18 protein-coding genes, 6 tRNA genes and 1 rRNA gene are annotated in these 17,474 nt (G+C 31.3%); 6 read left to right on the top strand and 19 right to left on the bottom strand.

Features of this window, described 5'->3' with window-relative positions; translation table 11 throughout:
- Window positions 1–304: 304 nt before the first annotated feature.
- From NJU99_RS01380 to NJU99_RS01295, 18 genes are all read right to left on the bottom strand, one after another.
- A 16S ribosomal RNA gene (locus NJU99_RS01380) occupies window positions 305–1,821 on the bottom strand.
- Window positions 1,822–2,551: 730 nt separating this feature from the next.
- Window positions 2,552–2,628 (bottom strand) — tRNA-Arg (locus NJU99_RS01375).
- Between the two features lie 64 nt (window positions 2,629–2,692).
- A tRNA-Gly gene (locus NJU99_RS01370) sits at window positions 2,693–2,769 on the bottom strand.
- A 10-nt stretch (window positions 2,770–2,779) separates the two neighbouring features.
- A tRNA-Leu gene (locus tag NJU99_RS01365) sits at window positions 2,780–2,864 on the bottom strand.
- A gap of 48 nt (window positions 2,865–2,912) precedes the next feature.
- Window positions 2,913–2,989, bottom strand: a tRNA-Arg gene (locus tag NJU99_RS01360).
- Between the two features lie 13 nt (window positions 2,990–3,002).
- Window positions 3,003–3,079, bottom strand: a tRNA-His gene (locus tag NJU99_RS01355).
- A 17-nt stretch (window positions 3,080–3,096) separates the two neighbouring features.
- A tRNA-Pro gene (locus tag NJU99_RS01350) sits at window positions 3,097–3,174 on the bottom strand.
- Window positions 3,175–3,297: 123 nt separating this feature from the next.
- Entirely contained in the window at window positions 3,298–4,080 is a 783-nt protein-coding gene (locus tag NJU99_RS01345) for a thiazole synthase (RefSeq protein ID WP_254576947.1), read from the bottom strand.
- A gap of 51 nt (window positions 4,081–4,131) precedes the next feature.
- Window positions 4,132–4,440 (bottom strand): divalent-cation tolerance protein CutA, encoded by a 309-nt coding sequence (gene cutA, locus NJU99_RS01340; RefSeq protein WP_254576946.1) that lies wholly within the window; start codon window positions 4,438–4,440, stop codon window positions 4,132–4,134.
- Window positions 4,437–5,825: an NAD(P)H-hydrate dehydratase gene (locus NJU99_RS01335; protein ID WP_254576945.1), complete on the bottom strand. Its 1,389-nt coding sequence runs from the start codon at window positions 5,823–5,825 to the stop codon at window positions 4,437–4,439. Before NJU99_RS01335 ends, cutA begins: the two co-directional genes overlap by 4 nt.
- Before the next feature lie 8 nt (window positions 5,826–5,833).
- Window positions 5,834–6,163 (bottom strand): SUI1 family translation initiation factor, encoded by a 330-nt coding sequence (locus NJU99_RS01330; protein WP_254576944.1) that lies wholly within the window; start codon window positions 6,161–6,163, stop codon window positions 5,834–5,836.
- Between the two features lies 1 nt (window position 6,164).
- Complete coding sequence (tsaD, locus tag NJU99_RS01325; RefSeq protein ID WP_254576943.1) at window positions 6,165–7,178, bottom strand: tRNA (adenosine(37)-N6)-threonylcarbamoyltransferase complex transferase subunit TsaD; 1,014 nt, start codon at window positions 7,176–7,178, stop codon at window positions 6,165–6,167.
- Window positions 7,179–7,730 carry an RBBP9/YdeN family alpha/beta hydrolase gene (locus tag NJU99_RS01320; protein WP_254576942.1) on the bottom strand — a complete coding sequence of 184 codons (552 nt, stop codon included), beginning with the start codon at window positions 7,728–7,730 and terminating at the stop codon, window positions 7,179–7,181.
- A gap of 14 nt (window positions 7,731–7,744) precedes the next feature.
- Window positions 7,745–8,170, bottom strand: coding sequence for an Lcl C-terminal domain-containing protein (locus tag NJU99_RS01315; RefSeq protein ID WP_254576941.1), 426 nt, complete (start codon window positions 8,168–8,170; stop codon window positions 7,745–7,747).
- 3 nt (window positions 8,171–8,173) lie between these two features.
- A complete protein-coding gene (locus NJU99_RS01310) occupies window positions 8,174–8,461 on the bottom strand; it encodes a hypothetical protein (RefSeq protein ID WP_254576940.1) in 288 nt (95 codons plus the stop codon).
- A complete protein-coding gene (gene dxr, locus NJU99_RS01305) occupies window positions 8,451–9,518 on the bottom strand; it encodes a 1-deoxy-D-xylulose-5-phosphate reductoisomerase (RefSeq protein WP_254576939.1) in 1,068 nt (355 codons plus the stop codon). The genes NJU99_RS01310 and dxr overlap by 11 nt, the downstream gene beginning before the upstream one ends.
- Entirely contained in the window at window positions 9,515–10,273 is a 759-nt protein-coding gene (locus NJU99_RS01300) for a phosphatidate cytidylyltransferase (protein WP_254576938.1), read from the bottom strand. Before NJU99_RS01300 ends, dxr begins: the two co-directional genes overlap by 4 nt.
- Before the next feature lie 57 nt (window positions 10,274–10,330).
- Complete coding sequence (locus NJU99_RS01295) at window positions 10,331–11,659, bottom strand: NFACT RNA binding domain-containing protein (RefSeq protein WP_254576937.1); 1,329 nt, start codon at window positions 11,657–11,659, stop codon at window positions 10,331–10,333.
- An 86-nt stretch (window positions 11,660–11,745) separates the two neighbouring features.
- On the opposite strand from NJU99_RS01295, the gene NJU99_RS01290 reads away from it, so the two are divergent.
- Together NJU99_RS01290 and NJU99_RS01285 are read left to right on the top strand one after the other, a co-directional pair.
- Window positions 11,746–12,066 carry a cytochrome C gene (locus NJU99_RS01290; RefSeq protein WP_254576936.1) on the top strand — a complete coding sequence of 107 codons (321 nt, stop codon included), beginning with the start codon at window positions 11,746–11,748 and terminating at the stop codon, window positions 12,064–12,066.
- A 142-nt stretch (window positions 12,067–12,208) separates the two neighbouring features.
- Window positions 12,209–13,666 carry a DUF3373 family protein gene (locus NJU99_RS01285; protein ID WP_254576935.1) on the top strand — a complete coding sequence of 486 codons (1,458 nt, stop codon included), beginning with the start codon at window positions 12,209–12,211 and terminating at the stop codon, window positions 13,664–13,666.
- 19 nt (window positions 13,667–13,685) lie between these two features.
- Here the strand turns inward: NJU99_RS01285 and NJU99_RS01280 are convergent, their stop codons facing one another.
- Entirely contained in the window at window positions 13,686–14,216 is a 531-nt protein-coding gene (locus NJU99_RS01280; protein WP_254576934.1) for a hypothetical protein, read from the bottom strand.
- A 95-nt stretch (window positions 14,217–14,311) separates the two neighbouring features.
- Between NJU99_RS01280 and thrS the strand changes: the two genes are divergently transcribed.
- The 4 genes from thrS (at window position 14,312) to rplT (ending at window position 17,459) form a co-directional block, all read left to right on the top strand.
- Window positions 14,312–16,120 carry a threonine--tRNA ligase gene (gene thrS / locus NJU99_RS01275; RefSeq protein ID WP_254576933.1) on the top strand — a complete coding sequence of 603 codons (1,809 nt, stop codon included), beginning with the start codon at window positions 14,312–14,314 and terminating at the stop codon, window positions 16,118–16,120.
- Between the two features lie 5 nt (window positions 16,121–16,125).
- Window positions 16,126–16,659, top strand: coding sequence for a translation initiation factor IF-3 (infC, locus tag NJU99_RS01270; RefSeq protein WP_254578116.1), 534 nt, complete (start codon window positions 16,126–16,128; stop codon window positions 16,657–16,659).
- Between the two features lie 139 nt (window positions 16,660–16,798).
- Window positions 16,799–16,996: a 50S ribosomal protein L35 gene (rpmI, locus tag NJU99_RS01265; RefSeq protein ID WP_254576932.1), complete on the top strand. Its 198-nt coding sequence runs from the start codon at window positions 16,799–16,801 to the stop codon at window positions 16,994–16,996.
- A 106-nt stretch (window positions 16,997–17,102) separates the two neighbouring features.
- On the top strand, window positions 17,103–17,459 hold the full coding sequence (rplT, locus tag NJU99_RS01260) for a 50S ribosomal protein L20 (protein WP_254576931.1): 357 nt from the start codon (window positions 17,103–17,105) through the stop codon (window positions 17,457–17,459).
- Window positions 17,460–17,474: the final 15 nt, after the last annotated feature.

Below are 17,474 nucleotides of genomic sequence, written 5' to 3'. Positions count from 1 at the left end.
GTTTGAATAATTATTCCTTGGCTACTATCTTATTAAATATATTACTATATTCAATAAAAAAGTTGTGTTTTAAAAATTGTTTCTTATTTTAGTTCATATTTAAACTTTCATTTAAATATTCGCTAGAAAAATTTTAAGACTTTAACATTATGTTTTTAAATATCATATCCTTTATTATCAAATAAAGAATGTTTAAAGATTATAAATAATCTTTATAAACCGAATATAGAAAAGGTCGATATTCCCTTTTTTTACTAACTTTGTTAGTTTCTGAGATAAGAATCGAATCTTATCTCTTTCTCTGAAAGGAGGTGATCCAACCGCAGGTTCTCCTACGGTTACCTTGTTACGACTTCACCCCAGTTACTGAATCCACTGTGGAGGGTAGCTACTTTAGCATTCCCGCTTCGAATGAGTTCAATTCCCATGGTGTGACGGGCGGTGAGTACAAGACCCGGGAACGTATTCACCGTAGCATTGCTGATCTACGATTACTAGCGATTCCAACTTCAAGTAGTCGAGTTGCAGACTACTATCCGAACTGGGAGATATTTTTGAGATTTGCTCCACGTCACCGTATCGCTGCTCTTTGTATACCCCATTGTAGCACGTGTGTAGCCCTGGACGTAAGGGCCATGATGACTTGACGTCGTCCTCACCTTCCTCCTGGTTACCCAGGCAGTCTCGTTAGAGTTCTCAGCCGAACTGTTAGCAACTAACGACGAGGGTTGCGCTCGTTGCGGGACTTAACCCAACATCTCACGACACGAGCTGACGACAGCCGTGCAGCACCTGTATATAAGCTTCTGCAAGCAGACACCTCATAATCTCTTATAAGTTCTTACTATGTCAAGTCCAGGTAAGGTTCTTCGCGTATCGTCGAATTAAACCACATGCTCCACCGCTTGTGCGGGTCCCCGTCTATTCCTTTGAGTTTTAATCTTGCGACCGTACTCCCCAGGCGGTACACTTAATGTGTTTACTGCATTACTGCAAGGTCTAGCCTCACAACAACTAGTGTACATCGTTTAGGGCGTGGACTACCAGGGTATCTAATCCTGTTTGCTCCCCACGCTTTCGCGTCTCAGCGTCAATAATGTTCCAGTAGATCGCCTTCGCAATCGGTATTCCTTCTGATCTCTACGGATTTTACCCCTACACCAGAAATTCCATCTACCTCTCCCATATTCTAGGTTAACAGTTTTCAAAGCAGTTCTATGGTTGAGCCATAGGATTTCACTTCAAACTTATTAACCCGCCTACACGCTCTTTACGCCCAGTGATTCCGAGTAACGCTTGCGCCCTCCGTATTACCGCGGCTGCTGGCACGGAGTTAGCCGGCGCTTATTCATATAGTACCGTCATTATCTTCCTATATAAAAGGAGTTTACGCACCGAAATGTGTCATCCTCCACGCGGCGTTGCTGCATCAGGGTTTCCCCCATTGTGCAATATTCCCCACTGCTGCCTCCCGTAGGAGTCTGGACCGTGTCTCAGTTCCAGTGTGACTGATCATCCTCTCAAACCAGTTAGGCGTCATTGTCTTGGTGAGCCATTACCTCACCAACTAACTGATACCGTACAGGCCGATCCTAGAGCTATAAATATTTCCCTTGCAGACTTTTGTCTTAAAGGCATATAGAGTCTTAGCATTCGTTTCCAAATGTTATCCTCTTCTCTAGGGCACATTACCTATATATTACTCACCCGTGCGCCACTTAGCTGACAGTTATAGCAAGCTATAACCCGTTCTCGTTCGACTTGCATGTGTTAAGCACGCCGCCAGCGTTCACTCTGAGCCAGGATCAAACTCTCCATAAATGAAGTATTTGAAACTGACAATTTTTGTATTAAATTACAAAATTATCACTCAAAATGCTTTTTACTTTAGTAAAAAACTTAAATAGACAAGAATTGTATTTCTTGTTTTTTATATCGTTTATTCTATATTCGGTTTATAAAAATTACTTCTTATTAACCTTCTGTTTTTAAAGATCATAATCTCTTTTAGAACTTCTTGTCGTTCCTCTGAAATTGGATGGGAATTATAGACAAATATCTCTCGCTTGTCAAGCGATTTTTCTAAATTAAAGCTTAAATTTTGGAATTTGTGGGTTTTTGTATTGAAAACTCTATATTTTATTACTTTTTAGAGTTTATATTTTTTATTCTTTTTACCTTATTTGATTTTTACTATTCTTTTTTTCTGTTTTACTAATTTTTACTTGTATAAAAACAACTGATAAGGAATTTTAAAAATAAAATTGTTGACATTCATATAGAAGAGTAATTACATTGAGGTATATTATATAAAATATTTAGTCATAGTAAGCGTTCAATTTTCTAAAAGGAAACGTAGATTGTTAATTTTGTGATAGATGTAGTTATTGATAAAAATATAAAAGTACATAATAGGATTTTTTTTAATGAACATAATTTTAGACTGTATTATACTTCTAGATTAGTGAATTTTGCTTTATTATTTCAGGCAAAAAAAAAGCTTTCAGCTAGAAGAACCTAAGTTCATATAGCTAAAAGCTTTGGTTAAAAGTGGTACCCCCTAGACGATTCGAACGTCTGACCTACGCCTTAGAAGGGCGTTGCTCTATCCAGCTGAGCTAAGGAGGCAAATGTTGTAAAAATAAAAAGCCTTAAATAAAGTGTTTAAAACATTTTATTTAAGGCTTTTTAATGGAGCGGGAGACGAGACTCGAACTCGCGACAATCTGCTTGGAAGGCAGAGGCTCTAGCCAACTGAGCTACTCCCGCAATAATAAAGTGGTGCGGATGAGAGGACTCGAACCTCCACACCGTGAGGCACCAGATCCTAAGTCTGGCGTGTCTACCAATTTCACCACATCCGCAATGTTTTTTCACAAAAAAACTAAAAATGATTTACCTTTGTAAATCAGTGGTACCCCCTAGACGATTCGAACGTCTGACCTACGCCTTAGAAGGGCGTTGCTCTATCCAGCTGAGCTAAGGAGGCAATAATATAAAAATGGGGTAAGTAATGGGATTCGAACCCACGACCCTCTGAACCACAACCAGATGCTCTAACCAACTGAGCTATACCTACCACATGAATTTTAAAAATGGTCGGGGCGAGAGGATTCGAACCTCCGGCCCCCTGGTCCCAAACCAGGTGCGCTAACCAGACTGCGCTACGCCCCGACACTTAACTCTTTTTAAGATGTTTCTCTCAAAAAGTGGACGGAATTATAATATATTTTTTTTACTTTGTCAAGGGTTTTTTGAAGAAAAATCAAAAAATTTTGATTTTTCTTCTAGAAGCCCCTAAAATTGGATTAATCCATCAATTGGAGAACTTGCTGTTGCATATGGTTTCTTAGGAATTCTACCTGCTTTATAAGATAATCTTCCTGCTATTGTTGCATATTTGAATGCTTCTGCCATTGCCATTGGGTTTTGAGCTTGAGCAATTGCTGTATTTGCTAAAATTCCATCTGCACCTAACTCCATAGCATAAGAAGCATCACTTGCACATCCAAGACCTGCATCAACTAATACAGGAACTTTTACTGCATCTCTAATAAATGCAATATTGTATGGGTTTTGAATTCCTAATCCTGAACCTATTGGTGCTGCTAATGGCATAATTGCATCAGCACCAGCATTTTCTAATTGTTTTGCAACAATTGGATCATCAGAAGTATAAGCCATAATTGTGAAACCTTCTTTCTTTAAAACTTCACAAGCCTTAATAGTTTCAATTACATCTGGATAAAGTGTCTTTTGTGCATCACCAATAACTTCTAATTTAATAATATCAATACCTGTAGCTTCTCTCATTAATCTAAAAGTTGTAATTGCCTCTTCAGCTGTAAAACATCCAGCTGAGTTTGGAAGTAATTTTACATTTGTGTCTTTAAAGTAATCTAATAGATTCTCTTCATTTGGATTTGTAATATTTACTCTTCTGATTGCAACTGTAATTAATTCACTTCCTGAAGCTAATGTAGCATCTTTTGTAGTTTGAAAAGAATCATACTTTCCAGAACCTACAATTAATCTACTATTAAATTCGTAATCACCAACTTTTAAAATATCATCGTTCATTTTTTAATTTCCTCCAATAATGCTTTGTATATATTGTAATGGTCACTAATACTAGCAACAATCACTTATAAATTTTGTATATTTTTTACTTGAATTTGTTATATCTATTTGGATAATTTCCGGCACATCATAGCTATGTAATTCTTTAATTTTGCTTTTAACTTTTTCAAAGTTTTCTTTTCTAGTTTTTATATTTAGTATTGTTTCAAAATCACAACATAACTCATCTTCCCAAGAATAAATAGATTCTACTTCGTGTAGTTGAACACAAGCAGCAAGTTTTTCTTGAACTAAAACCTTTGCAATATTTTTTGCTTCTACTTGTGAAGCACATGTTGTTTGAATTATTACTGCGTTCATAACTTTTTTACCTCTTCTACTAAATCTGATGGTATTAAAGAGTAATCATTCTTTTTATAAGCCTTTGCAGCTAATGTATGGGCTAAACTTGCACTTATTGCTGCATCAATACTCTTATAACCTTGAGCCAATAATGATGCAATAAGTCCACTTAAAACATCACCACTTCCACCTTTACTTAAAACTGAGCTTCCAAAAGAGTTTACAAAAACTTGATTAGCTTTTGATATTATCACATTTGCACCTTTTAATACTAGTGTAACATTTGGATATTTATTTGTAAATAATGAAGCATAATAAAACCTGTTGTCTTGAAGTTCTATTATTGAAATATCAGCTATATTACAAAGTTTTAGTAAAGCACAAAACTCTTTTGGATGTGGAGTTAAAATTATATCCTTATGTAAAACATCTAAAATTAACTCTTCATAAAATAAATCTGCATCTATAATCATTGGTACATCTTTTGATAAAATATCTTCAATCTCTTTTTTATCATATTTACCAAGTCCCATACCAATTGCTATTGCTGTACAGTTTTCACTTAAAAAGTGTGTTTGCATAATGTGATAAGGTAAATCAAGTTCTTCATGACAAACCACACTTACTAATCCAGCTCCAAACCCAAAAGCAGCTTTTGCAGCAATAACCCCTGCTCCTTTTTTACAACCTGCTATTACATTTAAATGACCAAAAGTTCCTTTATGCGAATTATGTTTCTTAGTTCTTAAAGGTAAAATCATATCTTCTTTTTCTAAAAGATACTTATTTGTTTGAGTTTCATAAACTTCTCTTTGAAGACCTAAATTAGCTACTTTTATATCTCCAACGTACTCTTTTGCCACATCTGTAAATAAAGATGTTTTTAAAGCTCCCATTGTGATTGTAATATCTGATTCAAAAGCTATACTTAAAACTTGACCTTTTTTGTTTATACCACTTGGAATATCACAAGCAATTTTTATAGAGTTAAGATCATTTAGTTTTTCTATTAATTCAATCGCATCAGTTTTTAATGGTTTATTTAAACCACTCCCAAAAATACAATCTACAATAATATCAGCTTCATATAAACTGTCTGTAATATTTACTCCAAGTTTATTAACTCTATTTAATTGTAGTTGTGACATTTGGGATTTTGCTTTACTATAAAAGTATAAAGATATATCATAAGCTTTAAAAAGAAGTCTTGCAAGTGCAATTCCATCTGCTCCATTATTACCTGAACCGCAAACAATCAATATAGATTTTTTATCTTTATAGTTTTCTTGGATATATGAAGCCATTGAAGAGGCTGCGTGTTCCATCAAAATATCTTCACTTAATGCAAACTCTTCGTAACACCTTTTATCTAAAGAGTTTACCTCATCAAATAGTTTCTTCATATTAATCCTTATTTTCTAAATTTCCAAGAGTCAGCCTCTAAAACAGTTTTTACTTTCTCTTTTACATCACCTTGTAATTCTATCCACTCTTCTTTTATAGCTCCACCACAAGCAAGCTTTTTCTTTAAAAGTTTAAGTACTTCTTTTTTGTCTTTCTCTTCTAAATAAAATCTTCCTACTATTGTTACTGGTTTACCTTTTCTTTTTTCATAGGTAAATACTAATTGATGTTGATTTTTAGGAACTATATCATTGTTTGATTTGTTTTTATTTTTTTTATCGTTCTTAGAAGTATCAAAACTGTCACCTTCTAATTTTGCACCTATTTCAAATATCATACTACATACCCTTTAGTCTAGTTTGCACATCAATTTCATTTACATTTACAAAATCATTTTGCTTATATTGCTCAACTGCAACTCTTCCAATCATTGCAGCATTGTCAGAACAATATTTTAGTTCACTTAAATGTAAATTTGTCTTATATTTATTACACAACTCTTCTATTTGAGTTCTTAAATGTATATTAGCACTAGCTCCACCTACTATTGCAAAATTTTCAGGTACTACTTTTTTAAACTGTTTTTTTAGTTTTTGCATTATATGAGATACTGCTGTTTTCTGAAAGGATGCACACACGTCATACTTATCTTGATTTGTTATACCACCCTCTTGGTTTTCTAGTTTTTCTATTTGCATTCTTACTGCATTTTTTAAACCACTATAACTAAACTGAATAAGTGGACTTTGTCTTAAAGGAACTGGAAAATCAAATCTATTTTCATCACCTTTTAATCCATACTCTTGAACAACTGGGCCGCCAGGATAACCTAAACCCATCATCTTAGCTACCTTATCAAAACTTTCACCAAAACTATCATCCATTGTTGAAGCTATTATATTCATATCATTTAAAGATTTTGCTTCTATGATTTGTGTATGTCCACCTGATACTAAAAGTATTGTCATTGGTAAGACTTCTTGTTTTTCTATAAATAGTGAATAAATATGACCTTTTAGATGATTTACAGCAATTAATGGAAGATTTAGACTAATACTTAGGGCTTTAGCCATAGTAACTCCCTCCATTAGTGTTACAGACAAACCAGGAGCATTTGTAACTGCTATTGCTTTTAATAAAGGAAAAAACTCTTTGCACTCTTCTAATATTTTTGGTAAAGCTTCCACATGAAGTCTTGCAGCAAGCTCAGGAACTACTCCTCCATACATACTATGTTGAAGTTCTTGAGATATTTTCTTATGATAAACTAACTCTAAAGTGTTTATATCTGTTATAGCGATTGAACTATCATCACAACTTGATTCAATACTTAGGATTAACTCTTTTGACATTTATATATAACCCTTATCATTTTTCTCTTTTGTTAACCAATCAAGTGCAAAATCATGACTTCCAAATCCAGAATCAGCATTTATATGTCCTGCGTCTTTCATAATAATAATTTCTACATTTAAATCTTCTTTTAACTGCATTGCTTCTTCTTCTGTCATATAAGGATCATTTGTTGATGCTAACATAATAATCTCTTTAGCTTTTAAATTTTTAGGCGGTGTATAGGGATAAAATGTTTGGGCTGCTTCAACTACTCTATTTCTTGATACAGGAGCAACTAACATTAGTTTTTCTAGATTTATGTCTAAGTCTTCACAAGTTTGAAACCATAATACATTTGCCAATGAGTGACAAATAACAGTATCAGGTTTAAAATGTTCAATCTCTTTTTTTAAAAACTCTTTCCACTCTTCTAATTGTGGATTATCTCTTTTTGGAAAAGCAGGAAATGATACTGTATAATTTTGTTTGATTAAGTCTCCTGCTAATACAGCTTGCCAGTGAGGATAATCACTCCCACCTAATCCATGTAATATTAATATTCTTTGCATTTTTTATCTCCTATTTACATACTTCTAAGGCATCTGATATATTTCTTTTTATGTCTACTATCATAATACGGTGTACCACTTACAAAGTGCATATAATCAGCATAAAACCATAATGTTCTCCAATGAGCTTTTAAAGCCCAATAACCATCTGGTACATTATATTTAAATCTGTAGTTTATATAGTTTTTGTAGTTTTTCTTATTTACTATAGTTTTAAATTCATCAATTGTTGGAATTCTCCAATTTGAATAGCCTGCAAAAACTAGATTTTCACAATACTCAATTGAGCTTTCATGATCTTTTTTGATTTTTATTACATCAATATTATCTATCCACATAAGCTTTGTATTTGTATCAATGACTACTTCTAAATTACTTTTTCTAAATATTTGTGACTGTAATAAAGAACAAAATAAAACTAAAAAAACTATATATTTCATAACTTATCCTTTTAAGTTATCTGTTTGAAACTTCCCTTTTTCAAGATTATCTTTTACACTTTTATCAAGAAGTTCAATTTTTAACTTATATCCTTGCTTATATACTAAACCTACCAAAACTTTTGGTAAATCTTCTTTTTTCTCTTCTTTGAAAGTTGAAGTACTTTTCCATTCTTCAAACTTCTTATCATATAATTGTACTATATCTTTTTCAAATTTACTTCTAGTATAAATTAGATAAATAACTAATATCAGTAAAATTGAAAAAGGAATTAACATATCAAGACTCACAGTAGTTCCTTACTTCTTTATCTATTTCAAATATATCTTCAATTGTTTTTGCTTTTACATGATTGAATTTATTTACTGCATCCAAGCTAATCTTAGATACATCTAAAAAGCCTATTTCATTATTTAGAAATTTTGACACAGCTACCTCATTTGCTGCATTTAAAACAACTCCTAAATCAAGATTATTTAAAATCTCATCTTTTATTTCCCATATAGGGTATCTAGCTTGTTCTATTTTTCTAAATTCTAAAGAGGCTACTTCAACTAAATCAACTGGTTCTAGTACTTGCTCATCACATTTTCCTAAAATCGCATAAGCAATTGGAAGTTGCATAGAAGCATTTGCTATGTGCGCAGTTGTACTTCCATCTTTAAAGTTTATAAGTGCATGTATAAGGGATTTAGTTTCAATAACCGCATCTAGTTTTCTAATATCAAATAACCATGCAGCTTCCATTAGTTCAAACATCTTATTTGTCATAGTAGCACTATCTATTGTAATTTTATTTCCCATAGACCAATTTGGATGATTTAATGCTTCTTTTATAGATACATTTGCAAGTGAGTCAAGGGGATAATCTCTAAAAGATCCACCACTTGCTGTAACCAACATAGAGTCAATCTTTTTATCTTGTAATAAATACCATAAGCCAAAATGTTCACTATCAATAGGACTTAAAGAGGCTTTATCTATAAACTTTCCTGCAACAACTAAAGACTCTTTATTTGCTAAAGCGACTTTCTTACCACACTTTATAGCCTTTAGAGTTGGTTTTAATCCAAGAAAACCAACAAGTGCATTTACTACAGTTTTTGAAGTGCTGTTTTCAATAGCTTCTAAAATAGCATCTTCACCAAAAGATACATCATCATGGTTTACTTTATGAAGATCATCTTTTGAAGCTATAACAACTTTTTTAGGATTAAACTCTTTTATTTGATTGTTTAGTACTTCAATATTTCTTCCTGCAACTAAAACCTCTACGTTTAAATTGAACTTTCTTGCAATATTTAAAGTATTAATACCAATAGAACCTGTACTTCCTAATACAATCACATTACAATCCTAAGAAGAACTAACATTACAATCGCACCAAAAAGGTATCCATCTGTTCTATCTAAAATTCCACCATGACCAGGAAGAATATTTCCACTATCTTTAACCCCTGCTTCTCTTTTTAAATATGATTCAAATAAGTCTCCAAATACAGAAGCAAAAGCAACAATAACAGAAATTACTATAGCCATTACAAAGCTCAGATTATCATGGGCAAAGATTGTTCCTAAGATACCAGCAGTCACTACTCCACCTATTACACCCTCTATTGTTTTATTAGGACTTGTTTCACAAAATTGAGTTTTCCCTATACTTTTACCAACAAAATAAGCACCCGTATCAGCACCTGCAACAATCACAAGTAACCATAAAAGAGTCATAACTCCATATTCAGAGTATAGTGATAATAAAAATAAAAATGAAGCCGTTGGATAAAGAAGAGGTAGGAACATTTTTTTGTCAAGTGTTTTTTTGTATGCCAATTGAGAAGCATAACCAATAGCAACAATAAATATTAAATCTTCTGGATTTGTATGGAAATATGCAGCAAACCATAAAAGAGCTGTGTATACATAAATACTATCACTTTTTAAAGCAAAAAGCTTTTTTGATTCGCTAATTGAAATCATTAGCATCGTACCAAATAGAAGCCACATTATAAAAAATGAATCTATATATCCAACTATTACCATTGCAATAATTAGAACTAAACCTGTCTTAATTCTAGTAGAACTATCTTTGATTATATCAGCCATAAAGTAAACCTTGTGTTAATTAAAATTAACTAGATTATACTAAAGTTTGGCTTTTGATTAAATTTTGATAACTATAGTTGTATATGGGTTATATAAAACATTTGAACCTGATTGTACTTTTACGTTTCTTCTTTGAGTAAAGTCAACTTCATAAGTACCTGAACTATCCATTGAAAATTTGGCACAAAGTATTGCTGCTTGCTCTATTACTGAATCTGGAATTGTTTTTTTTGAGTTTTGAACTATTACATGAGCAGATGTTCTATCTTTTAGATGAAACCAAAAATCGCTTGCTTTTGAGTTTTTGAGTAAATATATGTTTTCTCTTTCACTTGTTCCTAGCATGATTTTATAACCTTCAAAAAAGAAACTTTCATAGGGTTGAGCTTTTTTAATTTTTGCTTGGTTTCTCTCTTTCTTAGGATATAAGAACTCACATTCTTGAATAGAATTTGCATTTTGAATATTTTGTTTCATTCTATGTAAAAATGCTAGTTTTTCATCTAAATTGTCTTTTTCAAGTGAAATATTTTCTGCTTTTTGTTTAGCTCTTTTTGCTTTTTTAAATAAATCATTTGAATACTTTGAGGCTGAGGCATTCTCTTCTAAATCTATTTCTACTTCATTACCACTATAATCATAAGTTTTCAAAGTTTTTTGATATGGTTTTATATTATGAATATTTCCTAAAATCAAATTTGCTTTTTCATATAAACTATTAGACTCTTCTTCTAACTCTTCTTTTTTGGATAGAGAGTTTATAGTTTTTTCTAATTTTTTTATTTTTTTATCTATTTGAGTTATTTTTTGTTTTTTTAAATTCTCCAAACTTTTTAATTCTTTTTGAGTAAATACCTCATGTAAATACTCTTCAATATTTTCAACTTTATCTACTTTTGGAATAAAATCTTGCTTTGGAATCTCATCTAATTTATGCCCCACTTTTACAATTCTACTTGATGAAAACTCATCAATGTGTCTTAAAGCTTCAAGTACTACTCTGTCTTCATCTAAAAGAATTATATTTGTATGTTTACCTGTAAACTCCAATTGCAAAATTGTTGTAAGTTTTTTATATGAAGAAGATGAATTAACTTTTATATTTATTACTTTATCATCTTGATATAAACAAACATCTTCTACCTTAGCGTTATTAAGTCTTTTTTGAAGCACAACATCAAAAGGTGCATTGAAATCTTTCTTTGAGTTAAGTAGTTCTTTTGATTTAAAAATTGAGCTATTTCCTTTTGTCATATCAAAATATAATATATTCATATTATTAAATTCTATTATAATTGTATTATTGTCAATTCTCTTACAAAGTCTTATTTTATGGACATTATCTACTAGATACCCCACAACTTGTTTTAATAAAAAATGTTTCATATAGTATTCGCTTTTCTAATATTTTATAAGATAGTATTTATCTGTATTTGATATAATTGTATCCAAATAATCATTAGGAGTGTAAAATGAAGTTATTAAAGTTATTACTAGCTGCTACTTTAGTATTAGGTGTATCTGCTACGACCTTAAGTGCAAGTTCTGTAAAGGGTCAAAAACTATTTATTAAAAAGTTCAAAAAACCTTGTGGAATGAATGGAGCAAAATTTGCTGCAAAGCACTCTCAAGACGAGTGGCAAGAGATTATGGATAATGGAAACTTCAAAAAAGAGTTTGTAAAAATTTGTCCAAATGTAAAAGAATCAGATATTAAAGATAGCTGGGTTGAGCATATTTTTGAATTCTCTTATGACTATGCAAATGATTCAGGAAATGTTCCTTCTTGTTAATCAAAAAGTCACTATTTTAAAAGCTTGGTTTAAAAACCAAGCTTTTTTTATATCTAAATTATTATAACTCAAACTAATACTTTAACTATAAATTAAATTAATAAAACTTATAATACGAAAAATTTAAACAAGGATTTTAAATATGAAAAAAGTATTATTAAGTTTAGCTGCAATTACTACACTTACAACTACAACTTTTGCAAATGATATTAATAAAGATATGTTTGATCAAATACAAATATTAAAAGCAAAAATTGATGCATTAGAAAAACAAATGCAAAAACAAAATGAAACTCCAAAACTAGATGAAAAAAGAATTGCAAAAATAGAGAAAAAACTAAAAACAAACTCTAAAAAAATTCAGAAAGTTAAAGCTCATGATGCGGATGATAATATCAAGTGGAATGTTGACTTTAGAACACAGCTTGATAAGCTAAATTATAAACTAGCAAATGGTAAAAGACTTAAAAATGAAGCTCTTATGTCTAATAGATTAAATTTAGGTATGAAGTTTAAAGCTGATGAAAACTCACTATTTTATGGAATGCTTTCATACAATAAACTTTATGGAGAAAACTCATCAAGTACAAATAACAATGCAAATTTTGATTGGATTACAAATGAGAGTGCTACGAATGACAATGAATTAAAAGTAAAAGAGGCTTACTGGTTATACTCAAATGATTCATTTTTAGGAAATGATGATGTTTCATGGACAGCAAGTGTTGGAAGACGTCCATCAACTGATGGTTTAGGTATAAACTATAGAGTAGATCAAAAAAGAAAATCAGCCTTAGCTCATACTGTAAATGTAGAGTTTGATGGAGCAAGTGCAAGATTTAATATAGATAAACTTACAGGAATGACAGGTTCATGGGCAAAAATGTGTATGGGTAGAGGATTAACAAATGCAAAACTTAGATTCTCAACTGATGGGGCACCTGCTTATACAAAAGATTCAAGTAGTGAAAATATTGATATGGCTGGATTAATTTATGTTCCTTATGATGATGGTCAATACTCTATTCATACAAACTATGCTAGAGCTTGGAATTTGATAGGAATGAAAAATGGTGGAAGCTCATTTGAAGACTTTGGGAAAATAGATTTAGCAACTTTAATGTTTAAAACTGATGGTATTGGTGATGGTATAAATGATATTTTAGACTATACAACTTTTTTTGCTTCATTTGCTATGAGTAAAACTCATCCAAAAGAAGGTATGAGTATGTTAGGTTCAAGTGATTCTAAAACAGGTCATTCTATTTGGTTAGGAATTAATGCACCATGTCCTTTAAGTCCTGATGACGCAAAAATTGGAGTTGAATGGAATAAAGGTAGTAAATATTGGAGATCTATGACTTATGGTGAGGATACAATGGCTGGAAGTAAAATAGCTGCTCGTGGTACAGCTTGGGAAGTATATAGACATCAACAACTAACAAAAGCCTTAAGTCTTACAATGAGATATACAAATATAAAATATGATTACACAGGAAGCAATGGCTTTTTTGGAGAGCTAGGAGCACCAAAGGAAGTTATAGGGGATAATGTAAAAGAAGCTCAAAATATTACAGCAAATATTAGATATAGATTTTAAGGAAGTATTTCCTTAAAATTTATGATAAAGAGATTCTATCAAACTTATAAATAATTTTCTCTGCTAAATCCAACATTTCTATATTTAACTTTTTAAACTCTTTATCTTTTATATTTACTATAAAGTCATCATAAACATTTCCATAAGGATATAAGATAAAGTAAATATACTCTTTTGATTTTGCTTCTTTATTTAATTCTTTAAACCAAAGTGCTAACATGGCAAAATAAAGCATTGAGGGATTAAAAGATTGATTTTGCTTTAAAAGTTTGGATAACTCTTGATTGATAAAATTATAAGCATTTAAAATGGCTTTTATTCTATAATGCTTTCTATTTTGTAAATAATAATTTGAAGATAAAGTTACACTACTTATCTGAGTAAGCATATCATCGCCAATTTTGTTAAATTTTTCAACCACTTCTTTATCTATTCCATAACTATCTATATCTTCCTTATCTTTGTAAGAAAGAATCAAGTCTTTACAAAATAATAGTAGGCTTTCCGTTTTTATCTTCGATAGGTTTAAAATCATACTTAATTGTAACAAAACTTTGTTAAATTATGAAATATCTAATTAACTTTAAGAAGCTTTGCGATAAAATAAGCTAAATTTAATAAAAAAACATAAAAAAAAGGAATTTATTGGAACCTATTGGTGTATTAAAAGATGGTCAAATATATGACCTTCAAACTGCTGAAGCTTTAGACATTCAGGGAGAGGATATTAAAGCTGACAACTCTAGTGAATCTTTAGAGATTCTTAGACACTCATGTGCTCATATGATGGCACAAGCTATTAAAGAATTATATCCTGAAGCTAAGTTTTTCGTAGGTCCTGTTGTAAAAGAAGGATTTTACTACGATTTTAAAGTTGAATCTAAAATCTCAGATGAAGATCTTCCAAAGATTGAGAAGAAAATGAAAGAGATTGCAAATAGAAAACTACCTATTGAAAGATATGAAACTTCAAAAGAAGAGATCTTAAACAAGTTTGCTAACGATGAGTTAAAGCAAGCTGTACTACAAAATATCACTGATGATACATTAACCCTATATAAACAAGGTGACTTTGAAGATTTATGTAGAGGACCTCACTTACCAAATACTAGAATGATTAGAGCATTTAAACTAACAAGAGTTGCTGGAGCATATCTTGGTGGTGATGAAGAGAATGAAATGATTACTAGAATTTACGGTATTGCTTTCTTTGACAAAAAAGAATTAAATGATTACGTAAGAATGCTTGAAGAAGCTAAAAAAAGAGATCATAGAAAACTTGGAACAGAATTAGAGCTATTTACATTTAATGAAGATGTGGGTGCTGGGTTACCATTATGGTTACCAAATGGTTCAAGACTTAGATCTAAACTAGAGCATTTATTATATAAAGCACATAGAGTTAGAGGTTATGAACCTGTAAGAGGTCCAGAGATGTTAAAATCTGACATGTGGAAGATCTCTGGTCACTACCAAAACTATAAAGAAAATATGTACTTTACTGAAATTGATGAGCAAGAGTATGGTATCAAGCCTATGAACTGTGTTGGTCATATTCAAATTTTCAAAAATGATTTAGTTTCTTACAAAGATTTACCTAAAAAACTATTTGAGTATGGTGTTGTTCATAGACATGAAATGAGTGGAGCAATGCACGGATTATTTAGAGTAAGAGAGTTTACTCAAGATGATGCACATATTTTCTGTACTCAAAATCAAGTTAAAGATGTTATCATTGATGTATTAGAGTTTGTTGATTCATTAATGAAATTATTTGACTTTAAATATGAGATGGAAGTATCTACTAAACCTAAGAAAGCAATCGGTGATGATACATTCTGGGAAATGACTACTAAAGGTATCATGGACGCACTTGACCAAGAAGGTTTAGAGTATGGTATTGATGAAGGTGGAGGAGCATTCTATGGTCCAAAAATCGACATTAAAATCCTTGATGCTATTGGAAGAAAATGGCAATGTGGTACTGTTCAAGTAGATATGAACTTACCTGAAAGATTTGAAGTTGAATATATCAATGCAGAGGGTGCTAAAGAGCAACCTGTAATGATTCACAGAGCAATTCTAGGTTCATTTGAGCGATTCATTGGTATTTTAACAGAGCACTGCGCAGGGGAGTTCCCATTTGTTATAGCACCAACTCAAGTAATCTTTGTACCTATTGCAGACACTCATGTAGAATATGCAAAAGAGTTACAAAAAGAGCTAACATATAATGAAATGGATTCTAAAATCTTTGACATGAATGAATCTTTAAATAAAAGAATCAGAATGGCAGAGAAACAAAGAGTTCCTATGATTGTAGTTGTAGGGGATGAGGAAGTAGAAAATAAAACTGTTGCATTAAGAGATAGAAGAAAAAGAGAACAGTCTAATATGACTAAAGATGAATTTATCACAATGTTAAATGAAATAAATAAAGGGAGTAGAATTTGAGTAGTATGAGAAAAGGTAAAAAGAACGAAGCAATAATGAATGAGGACATTACTGCTAAAGAAGTAAGATGTATGGGAGATGATGGTACTAACTATGGTATCATCCCTACAAGAGATGCACAATCAACAGCAGATGATTTAGGATTAGATTTAGTTCTTATTTCAGCAGATGCAAAACCACCTGTTGCAAAGATTATGGATTATGGTAAATTCAAATACCAACAAGAAAAAAAGAAAAAAGAAGCTAAGAAAAAACAAAAAGTTATCGTTGTAAAAGAAGTTAAATTTTCTGTAAAAATTGCTGAAAATGATATTAATTATAAAGTTAAACATGCAATTGAATTCTTAGAAAAAGGATACCACGTAAAATGTAGAGTATTCTTAAAAGGTAGAGAAATGGCTCATCCTCAAGCTGGAGCTGATGTACTTGAAAGAGTATGGCCAATGCTTGAAGAGTATGGGGTAAGAGATGCAAAACCTAAACAAGAAGGAAGATTTGTTAATATGATGGTTCTTCCTAAAAAAGACGAAAAACACTAACATTTATATAAATAGAAGAGATACTACTCTCTTCTACTCTCAAAAATCCTTCTTTAAACATCTTTTAAGTAATTTTTAAGTAAAATCACGAACTTTTTCAGTTTATTTGAAAATGCAAATTTAAAAGGAGGATTCTTCCATGCCAAAGATGAAGACTAACAGTGGCGCTTTAAAAAGATTTAAAGTGAAAAAAAATGGTTCTATTAAAAGAGGATCAGCTTATAGAAGCCACATCTTAACTAAAATGACTCAAAAGAGAAAAAGAAATCTTAGAGGTCCTAAAACAGTTGCAGCAGTTGACGCAACTAGAATTAAAAGAATGTTAAACAAAGCGTAATTATTTATTTTATATAAAAATTATAAGTCCCTCCACATATGTGGACAAGTTCAACTTTAAAGTTGACACCTAATATTAACAATATAATATACGGTAAAGGAAAGAAATGCCTAGAGTAAAAACTGGTGTAGTTAGAAGAAGAAGACACAAAAAAGTATTAAAGCAAGCTAGAGGTTTCTTTAGTGGTAGAAGAAAACACTTTAGAAAAGCAAAAGAGCAATTAGAGCACTCTTTAGTATATGCTTACAGAGATAGAAAACAAAAGAAAAGAGATATCAAAAGACTTTGGATTATCAGAATCAATGCAGCTTGTAGATTAAATGATATCAACTACTCAAGATTCATGAACGGTATGAAATTAGCGGGAATTGAATTAGATAGAAAAATTTTAGCTGATATGGCTATGAATGATTCTGCTGCATTTGCTTCATTAGTAGTAAAAGCTAAAGAAGCACTTAACTAATAAATTTGCAAATCA

The sequence above is a fragment of the Arcobacter roscoffensis genome (assembly GCF_024267655.1).
GTDB classification, from domain to species: Bacteria; Campylobacterota; Campylobacteria; order Campylobacterales; family Arcobacteraceae; genus Arcobacter_B; species Arcobacter_B roscoffensis.
The sequence above is the reverse complement of the archived record's forward strand: the minus strand, read 5'-3'. Positions and strand labels throughout refer to the sequence as shown.